We start from the raw sequence: 17,585 nt of genomic DNA on the forward strand, positions 1-17,585 counted from the left end.
GGAGGTAGCGGGGGTGTCCCACACCTGGACCGCGATCGACTTCGAGACCGCCAACCAGGACCGCGGCAGCGTCTGCGCCGTGGGTCTGGTCCGGGTGAGCGAGGGGCGGGTGGTGGACCGGTTCAGCACCCTCATCCGCCCGCCGGAGCCGGTGTCCTTCTTCTCCCGGCACAACACCGCCGTGCACGGCATCACCGCCGCCGACGTCGCCCGGGCGCCCGGCTGGGAGGCGGTGCGCGAGCAGGTGCTGGAGTTCGCACAGGGCGGGGCGCTGGTGGCGCACAACGCCGCCTTCGACATGGGGGCGCTGCGCCAGGCGTGCGCCCACACGGGCCAGGCGCTGCCCGCCCTGGACTACGCCTGCACCCTGGCCCTGTCCCGGCGCACCTGGGACCTGCCCGACCACCGCCTGCCCACGGTGTGCGCGCACGTGGGCCACCAGATCACCCGGCACCACCGGGCCGACGCCGACGCCGAGGCGGCCGCGCACATCATGATCGCGGCGATGCTCCGCTACGGCACCAGCTCCCTGCCCGAACTCTCCCGCGCCGCGGGTATGCGGCTGGGCCGCCTGGAAGCGGTCCGGGCCGCGGTCCGCCTCCCGGACGCCGCCCCCGCCACGTCGGCGGCGCCCGTCGTGGAGGACCGTTACGGCCGCTGGCAGCGGGCCGCGCAGAGCCCTCTTCCCGAACCCTCGCCGGAGGCCGACCCGGCCGGTCCGCTCTACGGCCGCACGGTGTGCGTCTCCGGCGACCTGCGGGCGATGGACAAGCCCGAGGTGTGGAAGCGCGTCGCCGAGGCCGGAGGGGTTCCGGCCAAGAACGTCACCAAGAAGACCGACGTGCTGGTGGTGGGTGACAGCGACCACGGCGGTAAGACCTCCAAGCACAGGCAGGCCGAGGCCTACATGGCCAAGGGCCAGCGCATCGACATCATCACCGAGTCCGAACTGATGCTTCGTCTGGGCATGGCCTCCGCCTGATCCCCGGCCTCCCCGTTCAACTCCCCGAGTCCGGGGGGCCGATGAGCTGGTGGCTGACCGCGTCGGCGGCCCAGGCGGCCCAGCGGTCGGTGCTCCAGCCGAGTTGGCCGGTGTAGAGGGTGTACAGCTCGGGGCTGAGCAGACCCAGCAGGGTGTCGGCGGCCTCCTGCGCGTCCAGGCCCCCGCGCAGGGCGCCCCGGTCGGCCAGGGCCCGGGCGAACACGGTGTGGACGGTGCGTCGCTGCTCGGTGTTGGTCCGCCACAGCTCGGCCAGTTCGGGCTGGGAAGGGGCCGCGCCGCGGAGCACCTCCACCAGGGCGGCGACGCGGACCATCACCCGGGCGGTGCCCCGCACCTGGAGCCGGACCAGCTCGTGCGGGTCCTGGGCGGCCAGTGCGGCGCGGACCCAGGGGCGCTCGAGGGTGGCCACGGGTTCGGCGTCTCCGGCCACGGCCTGGTCCAGGGCCTCCTTGAGCACGGCCGCCTTGGTGCCGAAGGCGTAGTAGACCGTCTGGGTCGCCACCCCCGCCTCCTCGGCGATGCTCGCGATGCTGGTGGCGGTGTAACCGCCGGTGGTGAACAGCCGTGTCGCGGCCCGGGCGACCCGGACACGGGTGGCGGCCGAGCGCGCGGCGCGGCCGTCGGCGGTTTGTCGTATGTCCATGGTCACCATCCTACGACTTGACTGTAGTGCCACTACAAATATCTTATTGTAGTTCTACTACAGAAAGTTGGGCGGAGATGCGAGTACTCGTCCTGGGCGGTTACGGGGCCGTGGGGGCTCCGGTCGTGGAGGCGCTGCGCGGAGCCGGGCACACCTGCGTGGTCGCCGGACGCGACCCCCGGCGCGCGGATCGGACGGTGGATCTGGCCGAACCCGGCCTGGCGGGCTACCTGAGCGCCCTGCGGGGTGCGGACGCCGTGGTCAACGCCTCCGGGGCCGAGGATCCGGCCCTGGTCCGGTCCGCGACCGACCGGGGCGCGGCCTTCGTCGACGCCACCGCCACCTCCGGCTACGTCACCGAGGTCGAGCGGCTCCGGCCGCGCGCACCGGTCCTGCTCAGCGTCGGGCTGGCCCCCGGGCTGACCAACCTGCTCGCCGCCGACCTCCCCGGAAGGGGGCCCGTCGACCTGGGGGTGGTCCTGGGGTCGGGGGAACGGCACGGGGCGGCGGCCACGGAATGGTCCCTGAACCTGCTCGGCCGGTCCTTCCCCGATCCGGCCACCGGGGAGGTCGTCCGCAACCTCACCCGGGGGCGGACCTTCGACCTGCCCGGTCGTCGGCGGCGCCTGTACCGGGCCGACTTCTCCGACCAGCACACGCTCACCCGTGACCTCGCGCGCCCGGTCCGCACCCACCTGGGCCTCGACTCCGCGGCTGCCACCACGGCCCTGGCCCTGCTCGCCCGGTTGCCCGGGGCGGGGGCGGGGGCGCTGCGGAGCGTCCCGCATCTGCCCGGCTCCCGGGAGTGGACCCTGGTGGCGGTCTCGGGAGGACGCCGGCGCTGGGCGCGCGGGCAGGGCCAGTCCCGGGGGACGGCGGCGGTGACCGCATGGGCCGCCTCCCTGACGCTGAACCTGTCCGCCGGGGTGCACCACCTGCACGAGGTGGCGACCCTGGCCGATCTGCCGCCCACGGAGGGGATCTCGCTGGGCTGAGGCGCCCTCCAGGGGTCGGGCCCCCTGCGGAGCCGAGTCCTCCGCAGGGGGAATTCCCCGTCCCCGGTCTCGACACCTCTGGCGGGGCGGGGTAGCTTTGCCCTAGTCTGGAAAGCGCTTTCATCTGAGAGGTGGTAACAAGCCATGAGTGATCACGTGCTGGGCGTCGCGATGAACGGCGTCACCGGCCGCATGGGGTACAGGCAGCATCTGACCAGGTCGGTGCTGGCGATCCGGGACTCCGGCGGTGTCGAACTACCCGACGGCTCCCGCGTCATACCCGAACCCGTACTGGTGGGCCGGTCGGAGCGCAAACTGCGCGCCATCGCCGACAGACACGGCATCGAGCGCTGGACCACCGACCTGGACTCGGTCCTGTCCGACGACAACGTCCCGCTGTACTTCGACGCCCAGATCACGCACGCCAGGGAGGACGCCGTCCGCTCGGCGATCGCCGCGGGCAAGCACATCTACGTCGAGAAACCCACCGCCGGAACGCTGGACGCCGCACTCGAACTGGCCAAGCTCGCCGAGCAGGCCGGGGTGCGCAACGGCGTGGTCCAGGACAAGCTCTTCCTGCCGGGCCTGCTCAAGCTCCGCCGCCTCCTGGACAGCGGTTTCTTTGGAAAAGTCCTTTCCATCCGCGGTGAGTTCGGCTACTGGGTCTTCGAGGGGGACTGGCAGCCCGCCCAGCGCCCGAGCTGGAACTACCGGGCCGAGGACGGGGGCGGCATCGTCCTGGACATGTTCCCCCACTGGCACTACGTCCTGGAGCACCTCTTCGGCCCGGTGCACACGGTCACCGCCAAGACCGCCACCCACGTCCCCCGGCGCTGGGACGAGCAGAACGAGTCCTACGAGGCCACCGCGGACGACGCCGCCTACGGCATCTTCGAGGTGGGCGAGGGCATCATCGCCCAGATCAACTCCTCCTGGAGCGTGCGCGTCAACCGCGACGAACTGGTGGAGTTCCAGGTGGACGGCACCCACGGCAGCGCCGTGGCCGGGCTGCGCTCCTGCCGGATCCAGCACCGCGCCACCACCCCCAAGGCGGTCTGGGACCCCGACGCCGTCGACCCCGTCCGCTACCGCGAGGACTGGAAGGACGTCCCCGACAACGGGGAGTTCCCCAACGGGTTCCGCGCCCAGTGGGAGGACTACCTGCGGCACGTGGTCCTGGGCACCCCCTTCCACCACGACCTCCTCTCCGGTGCGCGCGGCATCCAGATGGCCGAGGCCGGGCTGCTCTCCGCCCGCACCGGCCGTACCGTCGAACTCGGTGAGGTCTCCACCACGTGAACGCACTGAACCTGCCCTCCGGAGAGGGCACCATCGTCCCCTACACCCTCAGCGGGGCTGCGGCCGACGCCTCGCCCCTCCCCCCGGCCCGCCTGCGCACCGCCTACGCGGCCGCGCACGTGGTCGCCGACCCCTGCGCCGTCAACGCTCCCGGGGCCCCGGCCGCCCTGGACTGGGAGGCCACCCTGGCCTTCCGCCACCACCTGTGGGACCAGGGGCTGGGCGTGGCCGAGGCCATGGACACCGCCCAGCGGGGCATGGGGCTGGACTGGCCCGCCACCGCCGAGCTGATCCGCCGCACCGGGGCCCAGGCCCGTGACCGCGGGGCCCTGCTGGCCTGCGGGGTCAACACCGACCACCTGGAGTCTTCGCACGTCGATCTGGAAAGCGTTATCACCGCTTACGGTGAGCAGTTGGAGGTGGTCCAGGAAGCCGGCGCCACCCCCATCGTGATGGCCTCCCGGGCCCTGGCCGCGGTGGCCGAGAGCCCCGAGGACTACGCCCGGGTCTACTCCGCCGTCCTCAAGCGGGCCGAGCGGCCGGTGATCCTGCACTGGCTGGGCACCGCCTTCGACCCGGCTCTGGCGGGCTACTGGGGCTACGACTCCCCCGAGGAGGCGATCGAGCCGGTCGCCGAACTGATCGCCGCGCACGCCGACCACGTCGAGGGCATCAAGGTCTCCCTGCTCGAAACCGCGCTGGAGGTACGCCTGCGGCGTCTCCTCCCGTCGGGGGTGCGCCTGTACACCGGGGACGACTTCCACTACCCCGAACTCGTGCTCGGGGACGAGCACGGCCACTCCCACGCCCTGCTCGGCGTGTTCGCCGCCATCGCCCCGGCCGCCGCCCGGGCGCTTGCCGCCCTGGACCGGGGCGACACCGACGGCTACCGCGCCCTGCTGGAACCGACCGTGCCCCTGGCCCGTCACCTGTTCTCCGCGCCCACCTACTACTACAAGACCGGTATCGCCTTCCTCGCCTGGCTCAACGGGCACCAGAAGGGGTTCCACATGGTGGGCGGCCTGCACAGCGCCCGCGACCTCCCGCACCTGGCGCAGACCCTGCGCCTGGCCGACGCGGCGGGGGCGCTCAGCGACCCGGCCCTGGCCGAGGAGCGCATGCGCGCCCTGCTCCGGGTCTCGGGGGTGGACCAGTGACGACCACCCCCCGACACCGACCCGTGGTCCCGGCCCCGGTGGACGTCCCCTCCGGCAGGTCCGTGCACACCGAGACCCCGGCCCCCGGCGACCCCCGCCTGGCCCGGCTCTCACTCAACCAGGCCACCGTGAAGCGCTGGAGTCTCACCCAGGCCGTGGACGGGTGCCTGCGCGCCGGGCTGCCCGCCATCGGGCTGTGGCGTGAACACGTCCAGGAGACCGGCCTGGAACGCTCCGCCCGCCTGGTCCGCGACGCGGGGCTGAGGGTGTCCTCCTACTGCCGTGGCGGTTTTCTGAGCGACCCCTCCCGTACCGACGCCCTGGAGGACAACCGGCGGGCCATCGACGAGGCCGCCGAACTGGGTGCGCCGGTGCTGGTCATGGTCGCGGGCGGGCTCCCCGAGGGTGACCGGGACCTGGCCGGTGCCAGGGAGCGGGTGGCGGAGGGGATCCACGCCCTGGCACCGTACGCGGCCGAACGCGGCGTGCGCCTCGGGCTCGAACCCCTCCACCCGCTGTTCTGCGCCGACCGTGCGGTCCTGTCCACCCTGGGCCAGGCCCTGGACCTGGCAGAACAGTTCTCCCCGGAGGTCGTGGGAGTGGTCGTGGACACCTACCACGTGTGGTGGGACCCGGCGGTCTTCGACCAGATCGCCCGGGCCGGCGCCGCGGGCCGCATCACCTCCTTCCAGGTCTGCGACTGGATCACGCCCCTGCCGGTGGACTCCCTGCTGGGCCGGGGCATGGTCGGCGACGGACACATCGACGCGCGCGCACTGCACCGGGCGGTTCTGGCCGCCGGTTACGAGGGCGACGTGGAATGGGAGGTCTTCAACGAGGACGTGTGGTCCGCCGACGGTGACGAGGTCATCGCCACGATGGCCCGCCGCCACGCGGAGTGTGTGCTGTGAGGGTGACCCGGGTGACGGCCCGCGCCCACCGGTTGCCGCTGCGCCGGGCCTGGGACGGCGGGGTCGATCGCAACGACGTCGTCGTGGTCCGGGTGCACACCGACGAGGGCCTGGTGGGAACCGGTTTCTCCTGGACACCGCTGATCGGGGCGCGGGCCGTGGAGGCGCTGGTCAACGACGACCTCGCCCCTGCCCTGCTGGGACGGCGGGCGCATCCGGCCCTGTGGGACGAGGCGCTCTGGCACCTGCGCGAGGCGGGCACGACGGGGTTGACCCTGATGGCCCTGGCCGGTGTCGACATCGCCCTGTGGGACCTGCACGCGCGCTCTGCGGGCGTGCCCCTGGTGGAGCTGTTGGGGCGGCGCCGGGAGAGCGTCGCCGCCTACGGCAGCGGTGTGAACCTGGACTACTCGCTTTCGGACCTGCTGGCACAGGTCCGGGGGTGGGTGGAGCGGGGGCACCACGCGGTGAAGATCAAGGTGGGTTCGGCCTCGGTCGACCGCGACGTGGAACGGGTGGGCGCGGTACGCGACCTCCTGGGCCCGGAGCGGTTGCTGATGGTCGACGCCAACCAGCGGTGGGACGTCCCGGGTGCGGCCCGGGCGCTGGAACGGTTGGCGCCCTTCACGCCGCACTTCGTGGAGGAGCCGCTGCCCGCTCCGGACCTGGCGGCCCACGTCCGGCTCCGGGCGCGTACCGCGCTGCCGTTCGCGCTGGGTGAGAACCTGCGGTCGGTGGCGGAGTTCGAGCGGTTCGTGGACGCGGGTGTGTGTGATGTCGCCCAGCCCAACGTCGTACGGGTCGGGGGCATCACCCCGTTCCTGCGCATTGCCGAGTCGGTGGCCCGGCGGGGGGTGCCGGTCGCCCCCCACCTGCTGCCGGAGCTTTCGGGCCAACTGGCCCTGTGCCTGCCCGAGGTGGCCATGGTCGAGGACATCGACCACGCCTCCTTCGCCGCGCTGGGGGCTTTGGCCGCCCCGAGCGGGGTGGAGTTGGCCGACGGCCGCCTGACCGCGCGGACCGGCCCCGGCCACGGGCTGGTGTTCGCGGAGGACCTCGCCCCGCTCCCCTAGCGCTCGGCGGCACTGGGCGAGGAACGGCGGCGGTCCCCGGTCGGGGACCGCCGCCGCGGGTGGCGCCCGCGAAGGCGCTCAGTTCCTGGGAGGTGCGGTGCTCTCCCTGGCCATGACCGTGCCCTCGACGCTGACCACCCTCGGTTCCCCGTGGTGGTCGGAGTCCAGGGCCAGGGCGGCGGCGCGTTCGCCCATCTCCTCCAGGGGCAGGCGCACCGTGGTCAGCGAGGGGGTGAGGTCCCGCAGCGTGGGGATGTCGTCGAAACCGGCCACGGACAGGTCCTCGGGAACGGTCTTGCCCATGGCGCGCAGCGCGGCGATGGCTCCGGTGGCCATGACGTCGTTGACGGCGAACAGGCAGGTGGCGTCGGTCCCCAGGGCCATCAGGCGCCGTGTGGACTCGTATCCGCCGTCCCGGGTGAAGTCCCCGTGCACGACGTTGTGGTGGGCGAGTTCGAGTCCGGCGGCCGAGAGCGCGCAGTGGAAGCCGTCCAGGCGTTCGCGTGCGGTCCGCAGGTTGGGAGGGCCGGCCAGGATCGCGAAGCGCCGGTGCCCCTGAGCGACCAGGTGCTGGGCCAGGGCCGCGGCCCCGGAGTGGTTGTTCGGGGTGACGGTGTCGGCGGGCAGGGTGGCCTGGGAGACGAGGGCGACCCTGCCGCCCTGGCGCCCGAAGGCCTCGATCTCCTTGGCCAGACGGGCGTCGCTCTCCTCGCTGGTGGTACGCGAACCGGCGATCACGATCGCCTTGGCCCGGTGGGAGCGCAGCGCGGAGATGATGCGCGTCTCCGCCTGCGTGGAGCGGTTGGTGGTGCCCAGCACCAGCACCAGCCCCAGCTCCTCGGCGTACCGGGTGACCCCGGCCGCGATCTGGGAGAAGTACGGGTCGGCGATGTCGTGCACCACCAGGCCCATCAGGGAGCTGCTGTTGCGGGCCAGGGTCTGGGCGGAGGCGTTGGCCAGGTATCCGAGCTCGTGGGCGCTGGCCTCCACCTTCTCCCGGAGCCGCTGGCTCACCTGCCGTGTGCTCCCGTTGATCACGCGTGAGGCGGTCGCCAGGGAGACCCCGGCGTGTTCGGCGACCTGTTCCAGAGTCACGTAACCGGGATCCACGGCCCTGCCCCTCCTACCACCGTTGGGAAAACTCTTTCCCAGAGTAGCGGAGGGGCGGGGTCCTTCCCTCGTTGCCACTAGGCCTCTTCCGTCTGGTGCAGAAGGTCGCGCCAGGTGCGTTCGGGCCTCCACCCCAGGTCGCGGCGGGCCCGCTCGGAGGAGAACACCGCCCGTCCGTCGGCCAGCGCCGGAGCGTGTTCGGCCGTGGCCGGGTGCAGTCGGGCCAGGTCGGCCTCGACCGGGCCCCGGGCGAGGGGGTCGGGGGCGATGGCGTTGTAGACGGTGCCGCCGGTGACGCGCTCGGGGTTCTCCACGATCAGCGCGAACAGTTCGGCGGCGTCGTGGGCGTCCACGTAGTTGAACAGGGAGCCGGCGGCCAGGGCGGGGTCCTCCAGGCGTTCGCTGAGGGTGTGGCCCTGCTGGGTGACCGCTCCCCGCCACTCCTCGGGAGAGACCACGTAGCCGGGGCGGACGGCGGACAGCACGCACTTGTCGGAGGTCCGGGCCAGGGCCCGGACGGTCTCCTCCACCATCACCTTGCTCAGGCCGTAGGCGTGCCAGGGCGCGACGGGGTGCTCCTCGTCCAGGGGCAGGTACCGCGGTTTCCAGGAGGGGGTGTTGTACCCGTAGACGGTGGGGCTGGAGGCCGCGACGGCGCTGTGGGCGCCCGCCCCGACGGCGGCGCTGAGCACCTCCCAGGCCAGGGTGGCGTTCACCCGCAGGGTCTCGGCGTCGGGGCGGGCGAAGGGCACGGCGATACCCGCCAGGTGCACCACCGCCTCCGGGGCGGCGCGGGCGAACAGCTCCGCGCGGGCCCCGCTGTCCAGCAGGTCGCAGACGGCCGGGGTGATCCCCTCCGGCCACGGGTGTTCGGCGGTGTCCACCGAGGTCACCTCGTGTCCGCGTGAGGCGAGCACGGTCACGACGCTTCGCCCCAGTCGTCCGGAGCCTCCGGTGACGAGCACGCGCATGTGTGCGGTTCCTTTCCAGACCCCGGTGCGGGGTGTCGTGGTGGTCAGGCCAGCGCCGCGACGGCTGTGGCCAGTGCTTCGTGGTCCGTTACCGGGCCGTCGGTGACGGCGGTGCGCAGCCCCAGTTCCAGGGTCCGGTCGGCGCCCAGGCGCAGCCGGGTGTCCCAGGCGGGGGCCGGGCACACGCCCGGGTACTCCTCGGCCCGCAGGAACCAGGGGTCCGTGCGCGGGCCGGGTTGGAGGAAGAGCAGCGTCCACGGGGCTCGGTGGGAGGCGGTGGAGGAGAGGGCGAGCCAGCGGGCGTGTGAGCCGTGCAGGGCCTCCTCCCCCTTCGCTCCGTCGGGGCCGGTGACCGAGGGCGGCAGGTCACCGATCGGCGCCCGCCAGAACACCCCGCCGTACCCGGCTCCGGGGCGGCCGTTGGTGGCGGGGCTGCCGATCCCCAGCTCCCGGCCCGAGGTGTTGTGCAGTGACGAGTGCAGGTCCAGGACCCAGGTCTTGGTGTCCAGGGTGAGGGCGCGGACCGTCCTGTGCTCCCGGAGGAGCTCGGTGCCCTCGGGGTCGGTCCAGGAGAGCACCTCGACGGTCCGGTCCGCGGAGCACTCGCCCCAGGACAGGTGTTCCTGGCGGCCGTGGTTGTCGAGCATGACCGATCCGTGCTCGCGGGTGAAGGTCCGACCGCCCCAGAAGCTGGTCCCGGAGACGTCGGCCAGGGTCACGCTGACCCCCAGGTGGTGGCGGTGGTCGGCGGGGCCGGTCTCGGTCACCTCCGTTCCCGCGAGGGTGCGCACCGGGTGCAGGTAGGGGCGTGGTGAGAGTTCGGTGGGCACGGAGGTACCGCTGTGGTGGGTGGCCACGAGGGTGTGGCCGAGGGACAGGTTCACGTGGTGACCTCCGTGGGGGCGGGGCTGGCCCAGGGGGCGTCGAGTTCGGAGAACAGCGCCAGGGAGTTCGCGCTCTCGTGCACCAGGTCGGTGATCCGGGGGATGCTCCGGTGGGTGACCCCCTCCTCCTGGTGGACCTGCTGGTGCCGGGCCGGGATCGGCCGGGGGTCGGGGGCGGTGCGCACCGCGTCCAGGACGTGGGTGAAGCCCCGGGTGCGTTCGGGCGGCACCAGGAGGGGGGACTGCCCCCGGATGTGTGCGACCAGGTTCTCCAGGAGGTTGACGCGCCCGTGGGTGGTGGTTCGCGGTGCGTGGCCGGGCCGGTGGAGGGTGATCCGGTCCAGGGTGTACTCCAGTGTCAGGCTTGCCCGGTCGCCGTGGAGCGTGATGGCGGGGGGTTGGCTCTCGGGTGCGCACAGGGTGACGGCGACGGTGAGGACGGTGCCGCTCCGGGTGCGCAGGCGCAGGGAGGAGGTGTCGTCGCTCTCGATGGGGTGGGCGTGGTACATCTCCAGTTCCAGGGAGCGGGGGGCGTCCTGTTCGGCGCGGGCCAGGGCCAGGGAGGTGGCCACGGCGTGGGCGAAGGGGTTGGTGAGGGCTCCGTCCACCACCTGGTGCCCGTCCAGCTCGCGCCGACCGGCCCAGGGTGCGCGGTCGTAGTAGGCGGAGGTGCGTTTCCAGGCGCCGGCCGCTCCGATCCCGCGTAGTTCGCCCAGGACGCCCTCGCCCACGAGTCGGCCGACCTCGTCGATCGCCTGCGAGCCCAGGCTCTGGAAGCCGATCTGGCAGGCCAGTCCGGAGTCGTGCACCGCCTCTTCCAGACTGGTGAGCTGGGCCAGGGAGGGGGTGGTGGGTTTTTCCAGCAGCAGGTGTGAGCCGTGCTCCAGGGCCACCCTCGCCAGGGGCAGGTGGGTGTGGATGGGGGTGACCAGGACGGTCAGGCGTGCCTGTGTCCGGTCCAGGGCGGTGGCCAGGTCGTCGAAGAAGGGGACGTTTCCGTGCCCTTCCAGGTCGTCGTCGGGTGCGGGGGGCCTGCGGTCGCAGACCCCGACGAGGCGGACGGTCCCGGCCCTGGCCAGGGGCAGCAGCGCGCGCAGGTGGGAGCGGCCGTGCCCGTGGATGCCCACCAGGAGCAGGGGCAGCGGTGCGGTGTCGTCGGTTCGGGGCATCAGTGCTCGCCCGAGAGCAGGTCGGCCACGCGCACGGGTGCGCCCGAGGCCATGGAGGCGTTGGCGGCCAGCCCGGTCAGGAGGGCGTTGCCGCCGTCGGCGTGGTCGGGGCGGATACCGTCGTCGGTCCCGCCGAGCAGGGAGTCGAGCATGGCGTTGTCCCCGCCGCCGTGGCCGCCGCCGCCCACGCGCACGGGGATCTCCTCCGGGGGCTGCCAGTGGCGGCGCAGCAGGAGCCTGGCCTCGGTGTTCTCCTTGGGGGCGGGCATTCCGCGCACGGGGTGCGCCTCGTCCTGGCCCGGTGTGGTGCTGGCGAACTCGGTCATGTCCAGCTCGAGTCTGCCGCGGCTGCCGGTGAAGGAGATGCGGTAGCCCTCCCAGGGGGCGTAGGCCACGAGGTGGTAGCTGAGGCGCACACCGGTGTCGTACCTGACCATGACGGACATGTCGTCCTCGATGGTGATGTCGGGGCCGAAGACGTTCAGGTCGCGCCGGTAGCCGTCCTCGTGTTCGGCGTCCAGGTACAGGGCGGTCAGGTCGGGGCTGTCCCGCATGTGCAGGGCGAAGGGGTCGCTCTCGGCCGCCTCGGCGTCGTGCCCGCGCTCGTAGTCGTTGAGGAGCCCGTGGCGGCGTCCGTTGTCCTGGCCGTAGAAGAACAGGCCGCCCCAGGCGAAGACCTCGCGGGGGTGCGCGTTCACCCACCAGTTGACCAGGTCGAAGTGGTGGCTGGCCTTGTGTACCAGCAGTCCGCCGGACTTGGTCTTGTCCCGGTGCCAGCGGCGGAAGTAGTCGGCTCCGTGGCGGAGGTCGAGGAGCCACTCGAAGTGGACGGAGCCCACCTCGCCGATGGCTCCGGAGGAGATCAGCTCGCGGACCTGGCCGTGGACGGGGTTGTAACGGTAGTTGAACCCGACCGTCACCCGGCCCCCGGTGCGGGCCTGGGCGTCGTTGATCCGGCGCAGGCCTTCGAGGTCGGCGGTCATGGGCTTCTCGGTGATGGCGTCCGCGCCGGCTTCCAGGGCGGCCACGACGTAGTCGGCGTGGGTGTGGTCGACGGTGCACACGATCACCTCGTCCACGGCCTGTTCGCGGAGCATGCGGGTGAAGTCCTCGGCCCCGTAGGCGGGCACGGCCTCCGCTCCTGCGTCGGTGATGATCCGGTTGTGCACGGCCATTCGCGTGCGGTTGGTGTCGCACAGGGCGACCAGGCGCCCCCGGTCCCGATGGGTGTCCACCAGGGCTCGGGTGTACATGCGGGCCCTGGAGCCGGTGCCGACGATCGCGTACCTGCGTTGAGTGGTGTCGTTCACACAGGAATGGTAAACGCTTTCCGAAGCGCACGACAAGAGGGGGTGCACGACTGGGGGGCGTGAGCGGTTTTCCGTGCCAGCCGAGAGATCGAAGCTCAGAGTGTTCACTCGAGCACCAGGAGCGACTATTTACCCGAATGGGAGCCCCGCGGTGAAGATAACGATCTGGTGGGTGCTCGGGGGCGGGGGTGAAACAAGGCGTTGACAGCCATGTAACCCGGTGCTAGAAACTGAACATCCTAATATCTGGATAGCGCTTACCAAGCCATGGCCTGCGAAATTCACCAGTGTTCTCAGCCACATAGTGTGAGCGTCTCCCTCATCAGTGCGTTTTCCGACCAGATTGGCGGTCACCACATGAACCCCGGTCCAGGCGTGCCGACGGCACGCACGACAACGGCTCGGGAAGGAGGTGTGTCGTCTTGACCGCTCTTCTCCACAGCAAGGCGGGGGCGTCCGACGGCCCCGACACCGGGGCGCGCCCGCCCCGGACCCGCCGCAGGGCCGCGGCTCCCCGCAAGGGGGAGCGCAGGTACGAGAACCTCGCCGCCCTGGGGTTCCTCGGCCCGTGGTTCCTGGGCCTGGCGCTCATCACCGCGGGACCCCTGCTGGCCTCCCTGTACTTCTCCTTCACCGACTACAACCTCATCGGTGAGCACCAGTGGGTGGGCGGGGAGAACTACGAGCGGATGCTGACCGACACGCGCCTGCACAGCGCGCTGAAGGTCACCTTCGTCTACGTGTTCGTCTCCGTCCCCCTCCAGCTCGCGATGGCCCTGGCCCTGGCGATGGTCCTGGACCGGGGACTGCGGGGACTGCCCCTCTACCGGTCGGTGTACTACCTGCCCTCGCTGTTGGGCGGCAGTGTCGCGGTGGCCATCCTGTGGCGCCAGGTCTTCGGCGCCGAAGGCCTCATCAACCAGGTCCTGGCGTTCTTCGGAATCCAGGGCGAGGGCTGGGTGTCCCACCCCGACTACGCCCTGGGCACCCTCATCGTGCTCAACGTGTGGACCTTCGGTGCGCCGATGGTCATCTTCCTGGCCGGACTGCGGCAGATCCCGGCGATGTACTACGAGGCGGCCGCGGTGGACGGAGCCAGCCCCATGCGGCGGTTCTGGCACATCACGGTCCCCATGCTCACGCCGATCATCTTCTTCAACCTGGTACTGCAGATCATCAACGCCTTCCAGACCTTCACCCAGGCGTTCATCGTCAGCGGCGGTACCGGCGGCCCCTCGGACTCCACCCTCTTCTACACCCTCTACCTGTACCAACGCGGATTCGGCGCCTTCGACATGGGCTACGCGTCCGCGATGGCCTGGCTGCTCCTGATGATCATCGGGGGGTTCACCGCGGTGAACTTCCTCGCCTCCAAGTTCTGGGTCTTCTATGGCGACTGAGACCGCGGCCTCCGCCCCCACCCGGCGGACCAAGGCCGAACGCACACGGCGACTGCTCATCCACCTGGGACTGATCGGCTTCGGCCTGATCATGCTCTACCCGCTGCTGTGGATGCTCTCCAGTTCCTTCAAACCCACAGCCGAGATCTTCCGGGAACCCGGACTGATCCCCTGGAACTTCACCCCCAGCAACTACACCGAGGGGTGGACCGCACTCCAGCAACCGTTCCACCGCTACCTGCTGAACTCGGCGATCGTGGTGGGCGGAGCGATCATCGGCAACCTCATCGGCTGCTCGATGGCCGCCTACGCCTTCGCGAGGCTGGAGTTCCGCGGCAAGCGCCTGTTCTTCGCGATCATGCTCGGCACGATCATGCTGCCGATCCACGTGGTGATCGTGCCGCAGTACATCCTGTTCGCGCAGCTGGACTGGATCAACACCTTCTACCCGTTGATCGTGCCCAAGCTCCTGGCCACGGACGGCTTCTTCATCTTCCTGATGGTGCAGTTCATCCGAGGACTGCCCAAGGACCTGGACGAGGCGGCCCGCATCGACGGCTGCGGACACGTGCGGATCTTCTGCCAGATCATCCTGCCCCTGTCCCTGCCGGCCCTGGCCACCACGGCGATCTTCACCTTCATCTGGACCTGGAACGACTTCTTCAGCCAGCTGATCTTCCTGACCAGTCCGGACATGTACACGGTCCCCGTGGCACTGCGCACCTTCGTCGACTCCACCTCCCAGACCTCCTGGGGTCCGCTCTTCGCCATGTCCGTCGTGGCCCTGGGGCCTGTCTTCGGCTTCTTCCTGGCCGGACAGCGCTACCTGGTCAAGGGCATCGCGACCACCGGAATCAAGTAGAGGAAAGGAAGCCACCCATGAGCCTCCCCGCCGGTGGTGCGCGCCCGCCGCACCGACACCGCCACACGCTCCGCACGGCCGCGATGGCCGGTGTGCTCGCCATGGCCGCGACCGCCTGCGGGGGAGGATCGGGCTCCGGGGACGACGTCGTCGAGCTGCGGTTCTCCTGGTGGGGCTCGGACGACCGGCACACCCGTCTCCAGGAGGCCATCGAGGTCTTCGAGGAGCAGAACCCCGACATCAGGATCTCGCCGGACTACACCGACTGGGCCTCCTACTGGGACCGCCTGGCCACCAGCACCGCGGCCGGCGACGCCCCGGACGTCATCATGCAGGACGAGAGCTACCTGCGCGAGTACGGCGAACGCGGCGCCCTGGCCGACCTCGCCGAGCTCGGTGACTCCCTCGACCTGTCCGGCCTCGACCCGAACGTCGCCCAGAGCGGCGAGATGGACGGGCAGACCTTCGGCGCCGCCACCGGGGTGAACGTCTCCGCGATCCTCGCGGACCCGGAGGCGTTCGAGGAAGCCGGTGTCGACATGCCCGACGACACCACCTGGACCTGGGACGACTACATCGAGATGTCGGTGGAGATCAGCCGGGCCACCGACGGTGAGATCGTCGGCACCCAGGGGATGACCAACGAGAACGCCTTCCACGTCTTCGCCCGCCAGCACGGCGAGAACCTCTACGACGAGGACGGGAACCTGGCCTTCTCCGCCCAGACCCTGACCAGTTGGTACGAGATCACCGAACGGCTGCTGGAGGACGGCGGACAGCCCTCCGCGACCGAGGGCGTGGAGATCGCGGCCGGCGGCCCCGACCTGTCCGTGCTCTCCACCAACACCGGTGCCACCGCGTACTTCTGGACCAACCAGCTCGGTGCGATCACCGAAGCCTCCGGGCGTGACATCGAACTGCTGCGCTTCCCGGGCGAGACCGAGCTCGAACGCACCGGAATGTACTTCAAACCCGCGATGTACTACTCGATAGCGGCCGGAAGCGACCACCCCGAGGAGGCCGCGCGCTTCGTCGACTTCCTGCTCAACAGCACGGACGCGGCCGAGTTGGTGCTGTCCGACCTGGGACTGCCCGCCAACCTGGACGTGCGCGAAGCCGTCGCGGACGACCTGCCTCCGGCAGGCGAACGCGGAGCTGCCTTCCTCACCGAGGTCGAGGACGAGATCGTCGACGGCAACCCGCCACCGCCGGTCGGCTCGGGCGAGATCGCCAACATCAACGAGCGGATCTACCAGGAGCTGGTCTTCGGCAACCTCACCGCCGAGCAGGCGGCCGAACAGTTCATCGAGGAGCTGGAAACGGCCATCGGCAACGGCCCCTGAACCCGGTTCCGGCTTCAACACCCGGCCAGAACCCCGTACTCACGTTCATCACGCACAGAGAGGTCAATCCCCCCATGAACCCATTCTCCGGCAGTGCACCCGCACGGCGCCGACGCCGTCCCCTGCTCGCCACGACCGCGGCGGTCGCCGCCCTGGTCATGGCCGCCACCGCCTGCGGTTCCTCCGAGTCCGACGGCGACGTCGTGGAGCTGCGCTTCTCCTGGTGGGGCGCGGACGACCGCCACTCCACCATGCAGGAGGCCATCGACGTCTTCGAGGAGCAGAACCCCGGCATCAAGGTCTCCCCGGACTACACCGACTGGGGATCCTACTGGGACCGCCTGGCCACCAGCACCGCGGCCAACGACGCCCCCGACATCTTCATGCAGGAGGAGCGGTACCTGCGCGAGTACGGTCAGCGCGGCGCCCTGGCCGACCTGAGCCAGTACGGTGACCAGCTCGACCTGTCCGCCCTCGACCCGCTGGTGGCCGAGACCGGTGTGCTCGACGGGCAGACCTTCGGCATCCCCACCGGCGTGAACGCCTACGCGATCATGGCCGACCCCCAGGCCTTCGAGGAGGCGGGGGTGGAGATGCCCGACGACACCAGTTGGACCTGGGACGACTACGTCGAGATCGCGAACGAGATCTCCGAGGCCACCGACGGCGAGCTCGCCGGTGTGCAGAGCATGGCCTACAACGAGTCCGGGTTCCAGATCTTCGCCCGCCAGCGCGGGGAGAACCTCTACGCCGAGGACGGCACCCTGGCCTTCTCCAAGGAGACCATGACCTCCTGGTTCGAGATCACCGAACGGCTGCTGGAAGGAGGCGGGCAGCCCAGCGCCTCGGAGAGCGTCGAGATCGAGGCCGGCGGCCCCGACCAGTCGGTACTGTCCACCAACCAGGGGGCGATGGCCCACTTCTGGACCAACCAGCTCGGCGGGATCAGCGAGTCCTCCGGTCGTGACATCGAACTGCTGCGCTACCCGGGTGAGACCGAGCACGAGCGCACCGGGATGTACCTCAAGCCCGCGATGTTCTACGCGGTCTCCGCGAACTCCGAGCACCCGGAGGAGGCTGCCAAGTTCGTGGACTTCATGCTCAACAGCGAGGACGCCGCTGAGCTGACCCTGTCGGACCTGGGGCTCCCGTCCAACGTGGACATGCGCGAGCACATCCTGGGCGACCTTCCGCCCGCGGACGAGCGCAGCGCGGCGTTCCTGGAGGAGATCACCGAGGACATCGTCGACGGCAACCCGCCGCCGCCGATCGGTGCGGGCGAGGTCGTGGAGATCACCAAGCGGACCTCCGACGACCTCGGCTTCGGCGACCTGACGCCCGAGGAGGCCGCGGAGCAGTTCGTCAACGACGTCAGCGAGGCCACCGGCAGCTCCTGATCAGTGGTGTGGGCGCGCTGCCAGCGCGCCCACATCCAGGGTGCGGTAACCGATGAAG

The 17,585-nt window shown here is 71.0% G+C and carries 16 protein-coding genes; 10 read left to right on the forward strand and 6 right to left on the reverse strand.

The window, feature by feature from the left end; all coding sequences use genetic code 11:
- Positions 1 to 13 precede the first annotated feature (13 nt).
- Positions 14 to 982: an exonuclease domain-containing protein gene (locus IE195_RS09540; protein ID WP_191269740.1), complete on the forward strand. Its 969-nt coding sequence runs from the start codon at positions 14 to 16 to the stop codon at positions 980 to 982.
- Positions 983 to 998: 16 nt separating this feature from the next.
- On the opposite strand, the gene IE195_RS09545 is transcribed toward IE195_RS09540, so the two are convergent.
- Entirely contained in the window at positions 999 to 1,646 is a 648-nt protein-coding gene (locus IE195_RS09545) for a TetR/AcrR family transcriptional regulator (RefSeq protein WP_191269743.1), read from the reverse strand.
- A gap of 77 nt (positions 1,647 to 1,723) precedes the next feature.
- On the opposite strand from IE195_RS09545, the gene IE195_RS09550 reads away from it, so the two are divergent.
- The 5 genes from IE195_RS09550 (at position 1,724) to IE195_RS09570 (ending at position 7,081) form a co-directional block, all read left to right on the forward strand.
- Positions 1,724 to 2,641, forward strand: coding sequence for an SDR family oxidoreductase (locus tag IE195_RS09550; protein ID WP_191269745.1), 918 nt, complete (start codon positions 1,724 to 1,726; stop codon positions 2,639 to 2,641).
- 144 nt (positions 2,642 to 2,785) lie between these two features.
- Positions 2,786 to 3,940 (forward strand): Gfo/Idh/MocA family protein, encoded by a 1,155-nt coding sequence (locus IE195_RS09555; protein ID WP_191269747.1) that lies wholly within the window; start codon positions 2,786 to 2,788, stop codon positions 3,938 to 3,940.
- The gene (locus tag IE195_RS09560; protein WP_191269749.1) at positions 3,937 to 5,097 is read left to right on the forward strand and encodes a dihydrodipicolinate synthase family protein; all 1,161 of its coding nucleotides are present in this window, start codon (positions 3,937 to 3,939) and stop codon (positions 5,095 to 5,097) included. Before IE195_RS09555 ends, IE195_RS09560 begins: the two co-directional genes overlap by 4 nt.
- The gene (locus IE195_RS09565) at positions 5,094 to 6,008 is read left to right on the forward strand and encodes a sugar phosphate isomerase/epimerase family protein (RefSeq protein WP_229826143.1); all 915 of its coding nucleotides are present in this window, start codon (positions 5,094 to 5,096) and stop codon (positions 6,006 to 6,008) included. Before IE195_RS09560 ends, IE195_RS09565 begins: the two co-directional genes overlap by 4 nt.
- Positions 6,005 to 7,081 carry a mandelate racemase/muconate lactonizing enzyme family protein gene (locus IE195_RS09570; RefSeq protein WP_191269751.1) on the forward strand — a complete coding sequence of 359 codons (1,077 nt, stop codon included), beginning with the start codon at positions 6,005 to 6,007 and terminating at the stop codon, positions 7,079 to 7,081. Before IE195_RS09565 ends, IE195_RS09570 begins: the two co-directional genes overlap by 4 nt.
- A gap of 78 nt (positions 7,082 to 7,159) precedes the next feature.
- Here the strand turns inward: IE195_RS09570 and IE195_RS09575 are convergent, their stop codons facing one another.
- The 5 genes from IE195_RS09575 to IE195_RS09595 all read right to left on the reverse strand — a co-directional run bounded on the left by IE195_RS09575 (position 7,160) and on the right by IE195_RS09595 (position 12,525).
- Complete coding sequence (locus IE195_RS09575; RefSeq protein ID WP_191269753.1) at positions 7,160 to 8,191, reverse strand: LacI family DNA-binding transcriptional regulator; 1,032 nt, start codon at positions 8,189 to 8,191, stop codon at positions 7,160 to 7,162.
- A gap of 77 nt (positions 8,192 to 8,268) precedes the next feature.
- Positions 8,269 to 9,162, reverse strand: a complete 894-nt coding sequence (locus IE195_RS09580; protein ID WP_191269755.1) for an NAD-dependent epimerase/dehydratase family protein — start codon at positions 9,160 to 9,162, stop codon at positions 8,269 to 8,271.
- 44 nt (positions 9,163 to 9,206) lie between these two features.
- On the reverse strand, positions 9,207 to 10,046 hold the full coding sequence (locus tag IE195_RS09585) for a DUF6807 domain-containing protein (RefSeq protein ID WP_191269757.1): 840 nt from the start codon (positions 10,044 to 10,046) through the stop codon (positions 9,207 to 9,209).
- A complete protein-coding gene (locus IE195_RS09590) occupies positions 10,043 to 11,215 on the reverse strand; it encodes a Gfo/Idh/MocA family protein (RefSeq protein ID WP_191269759.1) in 1,173 nt (390 codons plus the stop codon). The genes IE195_RS09585 and IE195_RS09590 overlap by 4 nt, the downstream gene beginning before the upstream one ends.
- Entirely contained in the window at positions 11,215 to 12,525 is a 1,311-nt protein-coding gene (locus tag IE195_RS09595; protein WP_191269761.1) for a Gfo/Idh/MocA family protein, read from the reverse strand. The genes IE195_RS09590 and IE195_RS09595 overlap by 1 nt, the downstream gene beginning before the upstream one ends.
- Positions 12,526 to 12,947: 422 nt before the next feature.
- Here IE195_RS09595 and IE195_RS09600 point away from each other — a divergent pair, with 422 nt between their 5' ends.
- From IE195_RS09600 to IE195_RS09615, 4 genes are all read left to right on the forward strand, one after another.
- Positions 12,948 to 13,925 carry a carbohydrate ABC transporter permease gene (locus IE195_RS09600; protein ID WP_191269763.1) on the forward strand — a complete coding sequence of 326 codons (978 nt, stop codon included), beginning with the start codon at positions 12,948 to 12,950 and terminating at the stop codon, positions 13,923 to 13,925.
- Positions 13,915 to 14,787 (forward strand): carbohydrate ABC transporter permease, encoded by an 873-nt coding sequence (locus IE195_RS09605; protein WP_191269765.1) that lies wholly within the window; start codon positions 13,915 to 13,917, stop codon positions 14,785 to 14,787. Before IE195_RS09600 ends, IE195_RS09605 begins: the two co-directional genes overlap by 11 nt.
- Before the next feature lie 17 nt (positions 14,788 to 14,804).
- Complete coding sequence (locus IE195_RS09610; RefSeq protein WP_191269767.1) at positions 14,805 to 16,130, forward strand: ABC transporter substrate-binding protein; 1,326 nt, start codon at positions 14,805 to 14,807, stop codon at positions 16,128 to 16,130.
- 74 nt (positions 16,131 to 16,204) lie between these two features.
- A complete protein-coding gene (locus IE195_RS09615) occupies positions 16,205 to 17,527 on the forward strand; it encodes an ABC transporter substrate-binding protein (RefSeq protein ID WP_191269769.1) in 1,323 nt (440 codons plus the stop codon).
- The last annotated feature ends 58 nt before the right edge of the window (positions 17,528 to 17,585 follow it).

The sequence above is a fragment of the Nocardiopsis terrae genome (assembly GCF_014651695.1).
GTDB classification, from domain to species: domain Bacteria; phylum Actinomycetota; class Actinomycetes; order Streptosporangiales; family Streptosporangiaceae; genus Nocardiopsis; species Nocardiopsis terrae.